Below are 14,774 nucleotides of genomic sequence, written 5' to 3'. Positions count from 1 at the left end.
GCGCCGCTTTAAAGAATCATCTAAAATGCAACTTAAAGAATTTTTGAATAAATAAACAAAATGCATAAAGAAAAAGACGAAGCCCAGGTACTTAACCTGCCAGCGGGCTATTTTGGCATGGTGCTGGGGACGATTGGCATGGGCTTCGCGTGGCGTTACGCCAGCACGATTTGGCCGGTAAGCCCGCATATTGGCGAAGGGCTGGTGATACTCGCAATAGTGATGTGGGCGCTATTAGCGCTGGCGTTTGTGACTCGTGCGCTGCGTTTTCCCTACAGCGTCTGGCAGGAAATGCACCATCCGATTGCCAGCAGTTTTGTCAGCCTTTTCCCGGCGACCACTATGCTGGTGGCGATGGGGGTCACGCCGTGGCTGCGGCCATTGGCGCTGGTACTGTTTACGCTGGGCGTGACCCTACAGCTAAGTTATGCCGCCTGGCAAACGGCGGGGTTGTGGCGCGGTGCGCATCCGGCGGAGGCCACCACGCCGGGGCTGTATCTGCCGACGGTTGCCAACAACTTTATCAGCGCGATGGCCTGTGGTGCGCTTGGCTTTAATGATGCGGGGCTGGCGTTTTTGGGGGCGGGCGTGGTGTCGTGGCTGACGCTGGAACCGGCTATCGTCCAGCGCTTACGCAGCGGCGGCGAACTGTCGCTGGCGTTACGGACGTCGCTCGGCATTCAACTGGCTCCCGCTTTAGTTGCCTGTAATGCCTGGCTTAGCGTTAACGGCGGTCACGCCGATGTTTTCGCCAAAATGCTGTTCGGCTACGGCTTACTGCAACTGCTGTTTATGCTACGCCTGATGCCGTGGTATTTACGTCAGGCATTTAATGCCTCGTTCTGGAGCTTCTCATTCGGCATTTCCGCGCTGGCTTCCACTGGGCTACATCTTGGTCACGCGAGCGGCACGGGCTTTTACCATACGCTGGCGCTGCCGCTGTTTATCTTCACCAATATTGTGATTGGCCTGCTGTTGCTGCGCACGGTGCTGCTGCTACTTCAGGGTAAACTGTTAACGCGCGTTGCCGCGTCAACGCTGATGAAACCGAAGGATCAATAATGACCACTCGTGACGAAAACTACTTTACTGAAAAATACGGCCTGACCCGCACCCATTCAGAGGTGCTTCATGCGGCCACGATTATCAAACCGGGTAAAGCGCTGGACTTAGGCTGTGGGAACGGGCGCAATAGTCTGTACCTTGCGGCGAACGGTTATAATGTGACGGCGTGGGATAAAAACCCGATGAGCATTCAGAACCTGCAAGCGATTCGCGAGGCGGAAGGGCTGGATAACCTGCAAACGGCGGTGAAAGACCTCAATGCGCTGACCTTTGACGGCGAGTATGATTTTATCCTGTCTACCGTGGTGATGATGTTCCTGAACGCCGATACCATTCCTGGGCTTATCGATAACATGCAGCGTTGCACCAAAGTCGGTGGCTATAACCTGATTGTCGCCGCGATGGATACCGAAGATTATCCGTGCACTGTGGGCTTCCCATTTGCGTTTAAAGCCGGAGAGTTGAAAAACTATTACGCCGGTTGGGAATTGTTAAAATATAACGAAGACGTGGGGGAATTACACCGCACGGATGAAAACGGCAATCGGATTAAATTACGTTTTGCAACCCTGCTGGCACGCAAAGAATCATAAATAAAAATTATATAACGGGCTTTCGCCCGTTATTTTATGAATGCTTTTTTTTTTATAATGAGAATTACCCCATTTTTTGCTACGACAAACAACGGATTCCTTTGCTATAACTTACTGGCATCTGTGCATTTACCAGGGATTATCCTCATGCGTACTCAAGTGTTTTTCAAAGCAGCAGCCCTCGTGGGCATTCTGGCATTAGCGGGTTGTGCGTCAAAAACCACCACGCCCGAGCAATATTCTGGCTTTTTAAAAGATTATTCGGGTTTAAAACAGGCAACAACAGCGTCGGGAAAAACGGAGCTACGTTGGATTTCTCCAGATTATAACCCTAACAATTATGAAAATGTCGTCTATAACCCAGTAACCTACTACCCAGTGCCGAAACCGACGACTCAGGTTGGGCAAAAAGCGCTGGCTGATATTCTGAATTACACCAACACGCAACTGAAAAAATCGATTTCTGAACGTAAAACGCTAGTCGCCACCGCTGGCCCGCGTAGCCTTATCTTCCGTGGGGCGATTACGGCGGTAGATTCCAGCAAAGAAGGTCTGCAATTCTACGAAGTTGTGCCAATTGCGATGGTGGTTGCAGGGACTCAGGCCGCAACGGGCCACCGCACGATGAATACTAATTTATATTTCGAAGCTGAGTTAATCGACGCGGCAACCAATAAGCCAGTGATTAAAGTAGTGCGTAAAGGAGAAGGGAAAGACCTCTCTAACCAAAGTACACAACTGACGCTGGATACGTTGAAACAGGTTATTGACGATATGGCGGTTGACGCCGTTAAGTTTAATCCAAACCAGAAATAAATAGCGGTAGCGTTGGCTAAATAAAAAAGGGCGGCACAAAGGTGTCGCCCTTTATTTTTTTAAGCGTGACGGGTAAATGCAATACGCCATGCGAATGGTCGAGCGAACATCACCAGATTACCGAGCAAAATTAATACCAGCCCGATAATGGCGTTAGCGTGCCATTGATAACCTTCATAAATCGTTGAGAGCGTCAAAGCCACCAAAGGGAACAGCAGGGTGCTGTAAGCGGCGTTGCTGGCGCCAATGCGCCCTACCAGCGTGAAATAGACGCCAAACGCAATCACCGAACCAAACAGCGCTAAATAGAGCAACGCACCCAGATAACTGACCGTCCATTGCGGCGTGAAATCATCGCCGCGCAGCAGGGCAATCACGCCAATAATCACCGTGCCGTATAGCATCGCCCAGGTGTTGGTGGTCAATGTTTCCAGGCCACGGCGCTGGTGGCGCAGGCTGAGCATATTCCCCAGCGAGAAACCGTAAGTCCCCAGCGCGCTCAGTAAAATACCGGCCAGCAGGGTACTGCTGATGCCTACGTCGCGTAGGTCGTGCCAGAACAGGGTGATAATGCCGCTTAGCCCCAGCAGCGCCGCGAAATAAAAGCGCTTTGGCGGCGTCTGGCGATAAAACAGGAAGCTGTTGATGGCGTTAAACAGCACCGCCATTGAGAAAATCACTGACTCCAGCCCGGTGTTAATCCATTTGGCGGCGGTATAGAAACAGAGAAAGTTAAAGCCAAATACGCAGCAGCCTTGCAGCACACAGAACAGATGATCACGCAGTGTGAGTGGGCGCAGGCGGCGCATCGCCAGCAAAATGGTCATCATGGTGATACTGGCAATGGCAAACCGCCAGAAAATAGAGACAGCCTCAGGCACTGGCCCTTGCTGTAGGAAAATAGCAATCCAGGTGGTTCCCCAGATGACAACGACCAGGGCATACAGCAGCGCGTTCATAGTTCCTCACTTCACTTTCGCTAAAACGATACTCTGACGTGCTTTTAGCCCCTGGGCTTGCAGGAGGTTGCGAGTGACTTACACATTCTTGCGGTTTTTTGTGCTGATGGTCTGTGAGGGCTGGTATCCGGCGGCGACAGCCCCTAGACTGAGGCTATCGATAATCGTGACTGATATGTGAATGACTACCTCCTACGCGACGTTTGAAAGATTACAGAGTCAAAAAGCGGTTCTGCGAGAAACCGTCGCGCTCAATTCCGGGATCCAGCTAGCGGCCTGGTACAACAAACTCGATACCCTGACGGTGCAAAGCGATCATCACACCCTGAGTTTGTATGTTGCCGACGGTTACGAAAGCTACCAAAAAACGCCGCATGGCTGGAAAAACGGCGGCGGGCCGGATCGTTTCTGCCTGATGCCAAAAGATTGCGAATCGACGTGGGATATTCGCGGCGACTTATCGTTTGTGCATCTTTATTGCACCGATCAACACCTGCGTCACGTGGGGGAGCAAATCTGGGATCGTAGCCCGGCGGCGGTGACGCTGGACGAGCAAAGTTTTGGCGACGACCCGAAAATCGCCTTGCTGTACCGCCAGTTTTTGCTCAGTTGTGACTGGCAACAGGCGGCGAATCAGCTCACGTTAAGCAGTGCCAGCACCTTGCTGCTGACGCATCTGTTAGAGCATTATTCCAGTGTGCAATGGCGGCTGCCTACCGTTACCGGCGGGCTGGCTCCCGCCGTACTGCGTAATACGCTGGACTATATTGAGGCGCATCTCGCAGAGCCGTTAACGCTGGCGGATCTGGCAGGGCAAGCGGCGTTGAGCGAATATCACTTTGCCCGCATGTTTCGCCAGTCGGCGGGCGTCGCGCCGCACCAGTATGTTATGCAACGGCGCATCGCCCGCGCCCAACAACTGGTGCGCCACTCAACGCAGTCGTTGACCGATATTGCCTTGCAATGCGGCTTTAGCTCAGCCAGCCACTTCAGCAACCGTTTTAAAGCGGTCACCGGTGCCACGCCTTCGCAGTTACGCAGTGGTCTTGCGGGACAGTAGCGCAAAGCTGACGCCGCCCACGATCAGCCCCCAAAATGCCGAGCCGACGCCCGCAAGCGTAATGCCACTGGCGGTGACTAAGAAAGTCACCATCGCGGCATCGCGTTCATGAGCCGACGCCAGCGCCTGAAACAGACTACCGCCCAACGTTCCCAGCAGTGCCAGTCCCGCCAGCATCTGGATCCACACGGCAGGTAGCGCTGCCATTAAGGCCGTAATCGAGCCGCCAAAGATCCCCGCCAGCAGATAAAAAACACCGGCTGCCGCTGCGGCTAGCCAGCGTTTGTGCGGCTCTGGGTGGGCATCCGGGCTTTGGCAAATCGCGGCGGTGATGGCGGCAATACATACCGAATAAACGCCAAAAGGGGCGAGTAACAAACCCAATGCACCGGTAATAACAATCAACGGTGAAACCGGCACTGCGTAACCTGAAGCCTGCAATGTGGCAAGCCCGGGGGCATTTTGTGATGCCATCGTCACGAGGAAAAACGGCACGCCAATACTCAATAACTGGGTCAGGGAGAAGTGCGGGGCGATAAACTGCGGCGTCACGAAGGTCAGCGCTAATGAATTGGTGACAACGTCACCTTTTAATGCTGCCACCACAATACCGACGACCAGCGCCGCCACAGCCGCGTAGCGCGGGGCCAGCGCCTTAAACAGCAGCCAACCTGCTAACATACTGCCGCACAGCAGCAAGTGCCCTTCAAGCGTGCCGAACGCCTGCAAACCAAAGCGCAGCAAAATACCCGCCAGCATAGCCGCTGCCAGAGAATGCGGTATCAGCTTCATCAACCGGGCAAACCAACCGGTAAGGCCGCAAAGCACAATCAGGCCATTAGCAAAGATAAAAATTCCCACGGCGTCATTCAGCGTCGCGCCTTGCAACCCGCCAACCAATAGCGCCGCGCCGGGGGTTGACCAGGCGGTGAGAATAGGCACTTTGCGCCACAAGGTTAACAGTAGCGTGCTCACGCCCATCGCGAGGCCGAGCGCCGTCATCCAGCCGGATATTTGCAGCGCGCTGGCTCCTGCCGCTGCCGCCGCTTGCCAGATAATCGCCGCTGAACTGGCGTAGCCTACCAGCACGGCGACAAATCCGGCCAGAAGGGTTGGAAAAGGAACAAAAGCGGTGCGCATAATCATCTCTTGTGCGTTATAACATCCGCAGAATGTAGCATTGTGCGTTATAGCGCACAACCAGAAGCTGATGAACTAAGCCTGCAAGGATTGAGTGGGGTATACTTCGGCAAGGCAAGAAAGGGAGGTTGAATGAATATTGCGCAACATTTGGCAACGACGCTAAAAACCCAGCGCCAGCAGCGCGGCTGGAGCCTGTCAAAATTGGCAGAAGAGACCGGCGTGTCGAAAGCCATGCTGGGGCAGATTGAACGAAATGAGTCCAGCCCGACGGTGGCGACATTATGGAAAATCGCCACTGGTCTGAACGTACCGTTTTCGCTGTTTATCACCCCGACAGAGCCGTCCGATGAGCAGGCGTTTGACCCGCAGCAACAGGCGATGGTGGTCACGCCCGTCTTCCCGTGGGATGCGGAGCTGTGTTTTGACCATTTCTCCATTACCCTCGCACCGGGGGCGCTCAGCGAGTCTAGTGCGCATGAAAAAGGCGTTATTGAACATGTCGTGGTGATTAGCGGCACGCTGGATATGCGCATCAACGGCGCATGGCGCACGTTGGCGGCGGGGCAAGGCCTGCGTTTTGCCGGTGATGAAGCCCATGCTTATCGCAACAGCGGCGAGCAGACCGTGCATTTCCACTCTATTATTCATTATTCCAAAGAAAAAGCCGCAGGCAAGCCTGCGGCAAATCACAACAATGAATCATAACGTGGTCGTTACGAGGAGGTCCGAAATACCGGCTGACTGTAACCCACGCCTGCCGCCTGCGGAAATGCTCATTTTGGCTAAGTGTTGCCGGAAATGAGCGCGATGTGGCGGTGAAACTGTTTTCGTTCCGGCGGCTTCTGGCTACAATAGCCGCCATTTTGTGACCCTACTGGATAACCTCGATTGTATGCGCCAGCAGAACTATCTTCTTGAATTACTCAGCCCGGCTCGCGATACGGCTATCGCCCGCGAAGCGATCCTTCATGGTGCTGACGCCGTTTACATTGGCGGCCCTGGTTTTGGCGCCCGCCATAACGCCAGCAATAGCTTGCAGGACATTGCGGAACTGGTTCCGTTTGCCCATCGTTATGGGGCCAAAATTTTCATTACGCTTAACACCATTTTGCATGATGACGAGCTGGAACCCGCGCAAAAGCTGATTACCCAATTATACGAAGCTGGCGCCGACGCGCTGATTGTTCAGGATATGGGCATTTTGCAGCTAGATATCCCACCGATTGAGCTTCACGCCAGTACCCAATGCGATATCCGTAGCGTCGAAAAAGCGAAATTCCTTTCTGACGTTGGCTTCAGCCAGATTGTGCTGGCGCGCGAGCTGAACCTTCAGCAGATTAAAGCTATCCACGATGCCACCGACGCCACCATTGAGTTCTTTGTGCACGGCGCGCTGTGCGTGGCGTATTCCGGTCAGTGCAATATTTCCCATGCGCAAACGGGGCGTAGCGCCAATCGGGGTGACTGTTCACAGGCGTGTCGCTTGCCATATACCCTGAAAGACGATCAGGGCCGTGTAGTGGCGTTTGAAAAGCACCTGCTGTCGATGAAAGATAACGATCAAACCGCCAACCTGGGCGCATTGATTGATGCCGGTGTGCGTTCCTTCAAAATTGAAGGACGATATAAAGACATGAGTTATGTGAAAAATATCACCGCGCATTATCGTCAAATGCTCGATGCCGAACTTGAGCAACGCGGTGATTTATCGCGCGCGTCGGCGGGGCGAACGGAACATTTCTTTGTCCCGTCAACCGATAAAACCTTCCATCGTGGCAGCACCGATTACTTTGTGAATCAGCGCCAGATGAATATCGGTGCTTTCGACTCGCCGAAATTTATTGGTCTGCCGGTGGGGGAAGTATTAAAGGTCAACAAAGATTCACTGGACGTTGAGGTTAGTGAACCGCTGGCGAACGGCGATGGCCTGAATGTGCTTATCAAACGTGAAGTGGTGGGCTTTCGTGCCAATACGGTAGAGAAAATCGGCGAAAACCGTTATCGCGTGTGGCCCAATGAAATGCCGGCTGACCTGTTTAAAGTGCGCCCGCACCAGGTTTTAAACCGTAACCTGGATCATAACTGGCAGCAGGCGCTGCTGAAAACCTCCAGCGAGCGTCGTGTGGCGGTCGATATTGCGCTTTCCGGCTGGCAGGAACAACTGGTGCTGACCATGACCAGTGAAGACGGCGTGAGCGTGACGCAGACGCTGGACGGTGAATTCGCGGCGGCCAATAACGCCGAGAAAGCGCTCAGCCAACTGCAAGACGGTGTCGCCAAACTGGGGCAAACGATCTACTACGCGCGTCACGTCGAGGTGATGCTGCCGGAAGCGCTGTTTGTGCCGAACAGTATGCTCAACCAACTGCGCCGTGAAACCGTAGAAATGCTCGATAACGCGCGCCTTGCGGCCTACGTTCGTGGGCGTCGTAAAGCGGTGGCGGAGCCTGCGCCGGTGTACCCGGAAAGCCATCTGAGCTTCCTTGCCAACGTCTACAACCATAAGGCACGGGAGTTTTATCATCGCTTTGGCGTTCAGTTGATTGATGCCGCCTACGAAGCGCATCAGGAAAAGGGCGATGTGCCGGTGATGATAACCAAACACTGTCTGCGCTTTGCCTTTAACCTGTGCCCGAAACAGGCCAAAGGCTCGATTAAAAGCTGGAAGGCGACACCAATGCAGTTGATTAACGGGGATGAAGTGCTGACGCTGCGTTTTGATTGCCGCCCGTGTGAAATGCATGTGATTGGCAAAATCAAAAATCACATTCTGAAAATGCCGCTGCCAGGAAGCGTGGTGGCCTCGGTCAGTGCGGATGAGTTGCTAAAAACGTTGCCAAAGCGCAAGTAGCGGCTATGTCAATCGGGTGGCCATTGGCCACCCGATGAAAGCCGTCAGGATTTAAACCCTGCGGCGGTCATTAATAAACGGAATAAACCGCCCACCGCCGCCAGCGCGAGCACGCTGCCGCCCCATAATGTTACCAGCCAGAAAATACGTGTGAGCCACGCTGTTTTCATCAGTGATACCCCTCATCTTGCGGCACTTTGCCACGGAAAACGTAATAGCTCCAGAAGGTGTACACCAGGATAATCGGGATGATGAAAATCGCGCCGATCAGCATAAATTCCTGGCTTTGCACCGGTGCGGCGGCCTGCCACAGAGTGATTGATGGCGGAATAATGGCTGGCCAGATGCTGATCCCAAGCCCGCTAAAGCCGAGAAATACCAGCACCAGCGTCAGAAGAAACGGCTGCGCATGGCTGTCGATAGCCCCCAACTGCCGCCACAGCAGGGCGCTTGCCGTGAGAACCAGCAACGGCACGGGCAGCAGATAATAAAAATTGGGCAGCGTAAACCAGCGCGTGGCAATGTTTGCATGTCGCAGCGGCGTCCACAGGCTAATTACCGCAATCACCCCCAACAGTGCTAGCAGCAGCCAGCGGGCGTTGCGGCGCATTTGTGTCTGGAGCGCCGCCTCGCTTTTCATCACCAGCCAGGTCGCGCCCAACAACGCATAGGCGATGACCAGCCCCACGCCGCAGAACAGAGTAAACGGAGTGAGCCAATCAAACGCGCCGCCGCTAAACGCTCGGCCCGTGACTTCAAAACCGTTAATCACCGCGCCAACTACCACACCCTGGCAGAAGGTCGCCAGAATGGAGCCGCCCATAAAGGCTTTATCCCAGAACGGGCGATGCGACGGCGTGGCATTGAAGCGAAACTCAAACGCCACACCACGGAAAATCAGGCCGACCAACATCAGCGATAACGGAATTGTCAGGGCGTCGATAATCACCGCATAGGCCAGCGGGAAGGCGCCAAACAGCCCTGCGCCGCCCAGCACCAGCCAGGTTTCGTTGCCATCCCAGACGGGCGCAACGCTGTTGACCATCACGTCACGATCCTGTGCGCGGCGGGTGAAGGGAAACAGAATACCAATCCCTAAATCAAAGCCATCCATGACGATATACATTAGGGTGGCGAAAACGATAATCACAAACCAGATGATGGAGAGGTCAAGGTTCATGGGCGCTCCTCGTGGTGCGGATTTGGCGTTATAGCGGCAGACAGTGGACGTGAAGGCGTGCCGTGCGGTTGTGGGGAGAAAGGCTGCGGCCCTTTACGAATCAGACGCACCATGTAGCTGTAGCCGACACCAAATACCGAGCTATAGACCACGAAGAAAGCCAGCAGGCTGACGCTCATATGCAGGTCGCCATGAGCGGAAACGGCATCCGCCGTGCGCTGGAGGCCATATACCACCCACGGTTGGCGGCCCACTTCGGTTGTGACCCAACCGGCGAGGATCGCTATCAGCCCAGATGGCCCCATCAGCAACGCAAACCATAAGAAGGGCCGCGAGGTATACAGAGTTTGCCGTTTGCGCAGCCACAGCGCGACAACGCCTAACAACAGCATCAACATGCCCAGCCCCGCCATAATGCGGAATGACCAGAACACAATGGTGGAGTTGGGTCTGTCCTCTTTGGCGAACTCTTTCAATGCCGGAACTTGTTTTTCCAGACTGTGAGTCAGGATTAGGCTGCCAAGCGCGGGGATCTCCAGAGCAAAACGGGTGCGTTCTTGTTGCATATCCGGCCAGCCAAACAGCAGCAGTGGCGTTGGCTCACCGGGCGGGTTTTCCCAGTGACCTTCGATGGCGGCAATTTTTGCCGGTTGATGTTGAAGCGTATTCAGTCCGTGCATATCACCGACCATCGCCTGAATGGGGGCAACGATAAGCGTCATCCACAGCGACATCGAAAACATAATCCGAATCGCGGGCGACTGATTGCCGCGTAGCAGATGCCACGCCGCCGACGCGCCAACAAACAGCGCACTGCTGAGGAAGGCCGCTATCGACATATGCAGCAGGCGGTAGGGGAAGGACGGATTAAAGACCACTGCAAACCAATCGACTGGTACGACCTGGCCGTTGATGATTTCATAACCTTGCGGCGTCTGCATCCAACTGTTGGAGGCTAAAATCCAGAAGGTTGAAATAATCGTGCCGAGCGCCACCATGCAGGTCGCAAAGAAGTGCAGCCCCGGCCCCACGCGATTCCAGCCAAACAGCATTACGCCTAAAAAACCGGCTTCAAGGAAGAAGGCGGTGAGCACTTCATAGGTCAGCAGTGGGCCGGTAATGCTGCCCGCAAACTCGGAAAACCCGCTCCAGTTAGTGCCAAACTGGTAGGCCATCACCAGCCCGGACACCACGCCCATACCAAAGTTGACGGCAAAAATCTTCGACCAAAACTGGTACAGCGATCGCCAGACGGGGTTACGGCTTTTTAACCATAGCCCTTCCAGTACTGCCAGGTAGCTGGCAAGCCCGATGGTGATCGCGGGAAAAATAATGTGGAACGAGACAGTAAACGCAAATTGAATTCGCGCCAGGTGAAACGCATCAAGACCGAACATGCACACTCCGCAGGGAAAAATAACTCAGCCAGATTCTAAGCCGCGCCAGCGCAGGGTTGCAGAGACAGTAGGACGCTATTAATTGATAACAGTTTTATGAGCTTTGCAGTGTTTGAACGGGGGGGAACTCACAAAGCCGCCGTTTTCGTCAGCCTAAACGCTGGCATTCAGAAGGGAGAAATAGTGTCCCGCAGTAAGGGCAGACCATTGCCCGGTTTTTTTTCACTTTCGATGATAATTGAGGCGAGTGTCGTGCGCAGTGCGGGCAGGTGAGATCGAGCGTTCGAGAGATCAGCGCTTTAATACCTTTAAGATAAAGCATATATTTTGCCCGGTTATGGGAGGTAAGCCACACTACGCTGGTTTCCGGTAAATAGCTTCCTGTTTATCGCTTTTCTCTCGGTTTTGCGCCTTTATTTGCGCGCGGCGTCATTTGCGGCTGAGACTATATCAGTTACATAAAAATGCATGTTTTGTAACGCTGATATACTATAGGCGTTAATTAAGAGTAACCGGAATAGCGGATGAAAAAGTACCAGCGGCTCGCCGAGCAGATGACGGAACAGATAGCCCACGGAGTCTGGCAGCCAGGAGACAAACTGCCGTCGCTACGTGAGCAGGTGGTGAATAGCGGCATGAGTTTTATGACCGTAAGCCATGCGTATCAGTTGCTGGAAAGCCAGGGAAGAATCGTCGCGCGCCCGCAGTCGGGCTATTACGTTGCGCCACGCCCGGTGACTCAGCGCCCGCTTGCCGCTCCGGCGCAGGTGATGCCGGATAACGCCGTTGATATTAACACCTATATTTTTGAAGTCTTGCAGGCGAGCCGCAATGCCTCGGTGCTGCCGTTCGCCTCGGCATTCCCTGACCCGAAACTGTTCCCCTTGCCGCAGCTTAACCGCTCGCTGGCGCAGGTGAGTAAAACCGCGACCGCCATGAGCGTGATTGAAAACCTGCCGCCGGGTAACGATGAGCTACGCCACGCCATCGCGCGGCGCTATGCGTTGCAGGGGATGACGATTTCGCCGGATGAAATTGTGATTACCGCCGGTGCGCTGGAAGCCCTGAACCTCAGCCTACAGGCGGTGACTGAGCCTGGCGACTGGGTGATTGTCGAAAATCCCTGTTTTTACGGTGCGTTGCAGGCGCTGGAACGGTTGAAGCTGAAAGCGTTGTCGGTGGCGACCGATGTCAAAGAGGGCATCGATCTTGATGCGCTGGTGCAAGCGCTGCAAACGTATCCGGTAAAAGCCTGCTGGCTGATGACCAATAGCCAGAACCCGCTGGGCTTTACCCTGACGGCGGAAAAGAAAGCGCGGCTGATTGCCATTCTCAGCGAACATAACGTCACGCTGATTGAAGATGACGTCTACAGCGAGCTTTATTTTGGCCGTGAAAAACCGCTGCCGGCGAAGGCGTGGGATAAAACCGATATGACGCTGCATTGCAGCTCGTTTTCAAAATGCCTGGTGCCGGGATTTCGCATTGGCTGGGTGGCGGCGGGGAAACACGCGCGGCGCATTCAGCATTTACAGTTGATGAGCACGCTCTCTACCAGCTCGCCTATGCAGCTGGCGTTGGTCGATTACCTGGCAACGAAACGTTATGACGCCCATTTAAGACGCCTGCGCCGCCAGCTTGCGGAGCGTAAACAGCTCGCCTGGCAGTCGCTTTTGCGTGCGCTGCCGCCGGAAGTCCACATTCATCACAATGACAGCGGCTATTTCTTATGGCTGGAGTTACCGGCGGGCGTGGATGCCGGGCGGCTGAGTGCGAAGGCGCTGGAGCACCACATCAGTATTGCACCGGGCAAAATGTTCTCCACCACCGATAATTGGGCGTCGTTCTTCCGTTTTAACACCGCCTGGGGTTGGGGAGAACGTGAGGACAGCGCGGTAGAAACGCTGGGTAAACTTATTCGCCAGATGCTGGACTAATTCCTTTCACTTATTCCTCTTGTCATTTCCCCCGTATTTAACGGGGGATTTCTGTCTGCCGATCATAGGAAAAATCGATATCACCTGTGGCTGGTAACTCCTTGTCTATAATCCATATTATCTGTGCTCCACGGGCCATTTTTGCGGAATGCGCACTTTGTCACAACCTGTGCAAATAGTTTTTGGCCGTACAGGTGGTCGCCATCGCGACGTCTATGGTTAAACAAGAAGATATTTTTAACGAACCGCCAACGACATTCGATAACAGGACGGTGCTATGCAACATAACTTATTGATTAATGGTGAACTGGTCGTGGGTGAGGGCGAATCGCAACCCGTTTATAACCCAGCGACCGGAGAGGTCTTGCTGAATATTAACGAGGCCACGGCGGCGCAAGTCGAGGCGGCGGTAACCGCCGCCGACCGGGCGTTCGCTCAGTGGGGGCAAACCACGCCTAAACAACGAGCCGAGTGCTTGTTAAAACTGGCGGATGTGATTGACGCTCATGCCGATACTTTTGCACGGCTGGAGTCGCTTAACTGCGGCAAACCGTTGCACTGTGTGGTCAACGATGAAATTCCGGCGGTGGCGGATGTGTTTCGCTTTTTCGCCGGTGCGGCGTGGTGGCCTCGATTGCGCCGTGGAACTATCCGCTTATGATGGCGGCATGGAAGCTGGCTCCGGCGCTGGCGGCGGGGAACTGCGTGGTGATGAAACCGTCGGAAATCACGCCGCTTACCGCACTAACGCTGGGAGAACTGGCGAAAGACATTTTCCCTGCCGGAGTGCTGAATATTCTCTTTGGTCGCGGTAAAACCGTTGGCGACCCGCTTACCGGCCACGCCAAAGTGCGGATGGTGTCGTTAACCGGTTCAATCGCTACCGGCGAACATATTCTGGCGCATACTGCACCGTCGATTAAGCGCACGCATATGGAACTGGGCGGTAAAGCGCCGGTGATTGTGTTTGATGATGCGGATATTGATGCGGTTGTCGAGGGGGTGAGAACGTTTGGTTTTTACAATGCCGGGCAAGACTGTACTGCTGCTTGTCGAATTTACGCGCAAAAGGGGATTTACCCTCGGCTGGTTGAAAAACTGGGCGCAGCGGTTGCCAGCCTTAAGACTGGTGCGCCGGAAGACAGCGCCACCGAACTGGGGCCGTTAAGCTCGCTTGCGCACCTGAACCGGGTGAGTGAGGCGGTCGAGCGGGCGAAAGCGTTGCCGCACATTAAGGTGGTGACCGGTGGCGAGAAAGTGGCGGGCAAGGGGTATTTCTTCCAGCCGACGCTGCTCGCCGGGGCGCGGCAGGGGGATGATATCGTGCAGCGCGAGGTGTTCGGCCCTGTGGTGAGTGTGACCGAGTTTGACGATGAAGCGCAGGTGCTGGCGTGGGCCAATGATTCGCAATACGGGCTGGCGTCATCTGTCTGGACGCAGGACGTCGGGCGTGCGCACCGCCTGAGCGCTCGTTTGCAGTACGGTTGTACGTGGGTTAATACCCATTTTATGCTGGTGAGCGAAATGCCGCACGGCGGGCAAAAACTCTCTGGCTACGGCAAAGATATGTCGCTGTACGGGCTGGAGGATTACACCGTGGTGCGCCATGTCATGGTTAAGCATTAAGCGAATATTGCCTAAAGAGAGAAAGCCTCGTTGTGATGTCATGCTTGTCAGTTAAGGGGATTTCTACTTTTAGTATCGCCGCCTGTTGCGCTCTTTTTTTACGCCATGCCCTATAACATGCACAGGCGCAAAGAGCGCGCAAGGGGC

General features: G+C 54.5%; 13 protein-coding genes and 1 pseudogene. 8 read left to right on the top strand and 6 right to left on the bottom strand.

Annotated features, from left to right (window positions below; all coding sequences use genetic code 11):
- Window positions 1-60 precede the first annotated feature (60 nt).
- From tehA to AC6I4B_RS12615, 3 genes are all read left to right on the top strand, one after another.
- Window positions 61-1,062 carry a dicarboxylate transporter/tellurite-resistance protein TehA gene (gene tehA / locus AC6I4B_RS12625; protein ID WP_497765548.1) on the top strand — a complete coding sequence of 334 codons (1,002 nt, stop codon included), beginning with the start codon at window positions 61-63 and terminating at the stop codon, window positions 1,060-1,062.
- On the top strand, window positions 1,062-1,658 hold the full coding sequence (gene tehB / locus AC6I4B_RS12620) for a tellurite resistance methyltransferase TehB (RefSeq protein ID WP_497765546.1): 597 nt from the start codon (window positions 1,062-1,064) through the stop codon (window positions 1,656-1,658). The genes tehA and tehB overlap by 1 nt, the downstream gene beginning before the upstream one ends.
- 147 nt (window positions 1,659-1,805) lie before the next feature.
- The gene (locus AC6I4B_RS12615) at window positions 1,806-2,474 is read left to right on the top strand and encodes a DUF3313 domain-containing protein (RefSeq protein WP_497765545.1); all 669 of its coding nucleotides are present in this window, start codon (window positions 1,806-1,808) and stop codon (window positions 2,472-2,474) included.
- Between the two features lie 59 nt (window positions 2,475-2,533).
- On the opposite strand, the gene AC6I4B_RS12610 is transcribed toward AC6I4B_RS12615, so the two are convergent.
- Window positions 2,534-3,433: a DMT family transporter gene (locus AC6I4B_RS12610; RefSeq protein ID WP_497765543.1), complete on the bottom strand. Its 900-nt coding sequence runs from the start codon at window positions 3,431-3,433 to the stop codon at window positions 2,534-2,536.
- 181 nt (window positions 3,434-3,614) lie between these two features.
- Between AC6I4B_RS12610 and AC6I4B_RS12605 the strand changes: the two genes are divergently transcribed.
- Window positions 3,615-4,493, top strand: coding sequence for a helix-turn-helix domain-containing protein (locus AC6I4B_RS12605; protein WP_497765542.1), 879 nt, complete (start codon window positions 3,615-3,617; stop codon window positions 4,491-4,493).
- Here the strand turns inward: AC6I4B_RS12605 and AC6I4B_RS12600 are convergent.
- Window positions 4,467-5,633 (bottom strand): benzoate/H(+) symporter BenE family transporter, encoded by a 1,167-nt coding sequence (locus tag AC6I4B_RS12600; RefSeq protein WP_497765540.1) that lies wholly within the window; start codon window positions 5,631-5,633, stop codon window positions 4,467-4,469. The two genes, AC6I4B_RS12605 and AC6I4B_RS12600, sit on opposite strands and share 27 nt — an antisense overlap.
- A gap of 132 nt (window positions 5,634-5,765) precedes the next feature.
- On the opposite strand from AC6I4B_RS12600, the gene AC6I4B_RS12595 reads away from it, so the two are divergent.
- Window positions 5,766-6,341: a helix-turn-helix domain-containing protein gene (locus AC6I4B_RS12595; protein ID WP_497765539.1), complete on the top strand. Its 576-nt coding sequence runs from the start codon at window positions 5,766-5,768 to the stop codon at window positions 6,339-6,341.
- Between the two features lie 187 nt (window positions 6,342-6,528).
- Window positions 6,529-8,487, top strand: coding sequence for a peptidase U32 family protein (locus tag AC6I4B_RS12590; protein WP_497765537.1), 1,959 nt, complete (start codon window positions 6,529-6,531; stop codon window positions 8,485-8,487).
- 44 nt (window positions 8,488-8,531) lie between these two features.
- Here the strand turns inward: AC6I4B_RS12590 and AC6I4B_RS12585 are convergent, their stop codons facing one another.
- From AC6I4B_RS12585 to AC6I4B_RS12570, 4 genes are all read right to left on the bottom strand, one after another.
- Window positions 8,532-8,657, bottom strand: a complete 126-nt coding sequence (locus tag AC6I4B_RS12585; RefSeq protein WP_497765536.1) for a DUF2474 domain-containing protein — start codon at window positions 8,655-8,657, stop codon at window positions 8,532-8,534.
- Window positions 8,657-9,667, bottom strand: a complete 1,011-nt coding sequence (cydB, locus tag AC6I4B_RS12580; RefSeq protein WP_497765535.1) for a cytochrome d ubiquinol oxidase subunit II — start codon at window positions 9,665-9,667, stop codon at window positions 8,657-8,659. Before cydB ends, AC6I4B_RS12585 begins: the two co-directional genes overlap by 1 nt.
- Window positions 9,664-11,064 (bottom strand): cytochrome ubiquinol oxidase subunit I, encoded by a 1,401-nt coding sequence (locus AC6I4B_RS12575; protein ID WP_497765533.1) that lies wholly within the window; start codon window positions 11,062-11,064, stop codon window positions 9,664-9,666. Before AC6I4B_RS12575 ends, cydB begins: the two co-directional genes overlap by 4 nt.
- Window positions 11,065-11,212: 148 nt before the next feature.
- Window positions 11,213-11,386, bottom strand: a complete 174-nt coding sequence (locus AC6I4B_RS12570; protein ID WP_497765532.1) for a YnfU family zinc-binding protein — start codon at window positions 11,384-11,386, stop codon at window positions 11,213-11,215.
- A 202-nt stretch (window positions 11,387-11,588) separates the two neighbouring features.
- On the opposite strand from AC6I4B_RS12570, the gene AC6I4B_RS12565 reads away from it, so the two are divergent.
- Together AC6I4B_RS12565 and AC6I4B_RS12560 are read left to right on the top strand one after the other, a co-directional pair.
- Window positions 11,589-13,001, top strand: a complete 1,413-nt coding sequence (locus tag AC6I4B_RS12565) for an aminotransferase-like domain-containing protein (protein WP_497765530.1) — start codon at window positions 11,589-11,591, stop codon at window positions 12,999-13,001.
- A gap of 277 nt (window positions 13,002-13,278) precedes the next feature.
- Window positions 13,279-14,627 (top strand): annotated as a pseudogene (locus tag AC6I4B_RS12560) (gamma-aminobutyraldehyde dehydrogenase).
- Window positions 14,628-14,774: the final 147 nt, after the last annotated feature.

This window comes from Kluyvera fluvialis (genome assembly GCF_059725275.1).
This window is presented reverse-complemented; position numbering and strand designations above follow the sequence as displayed.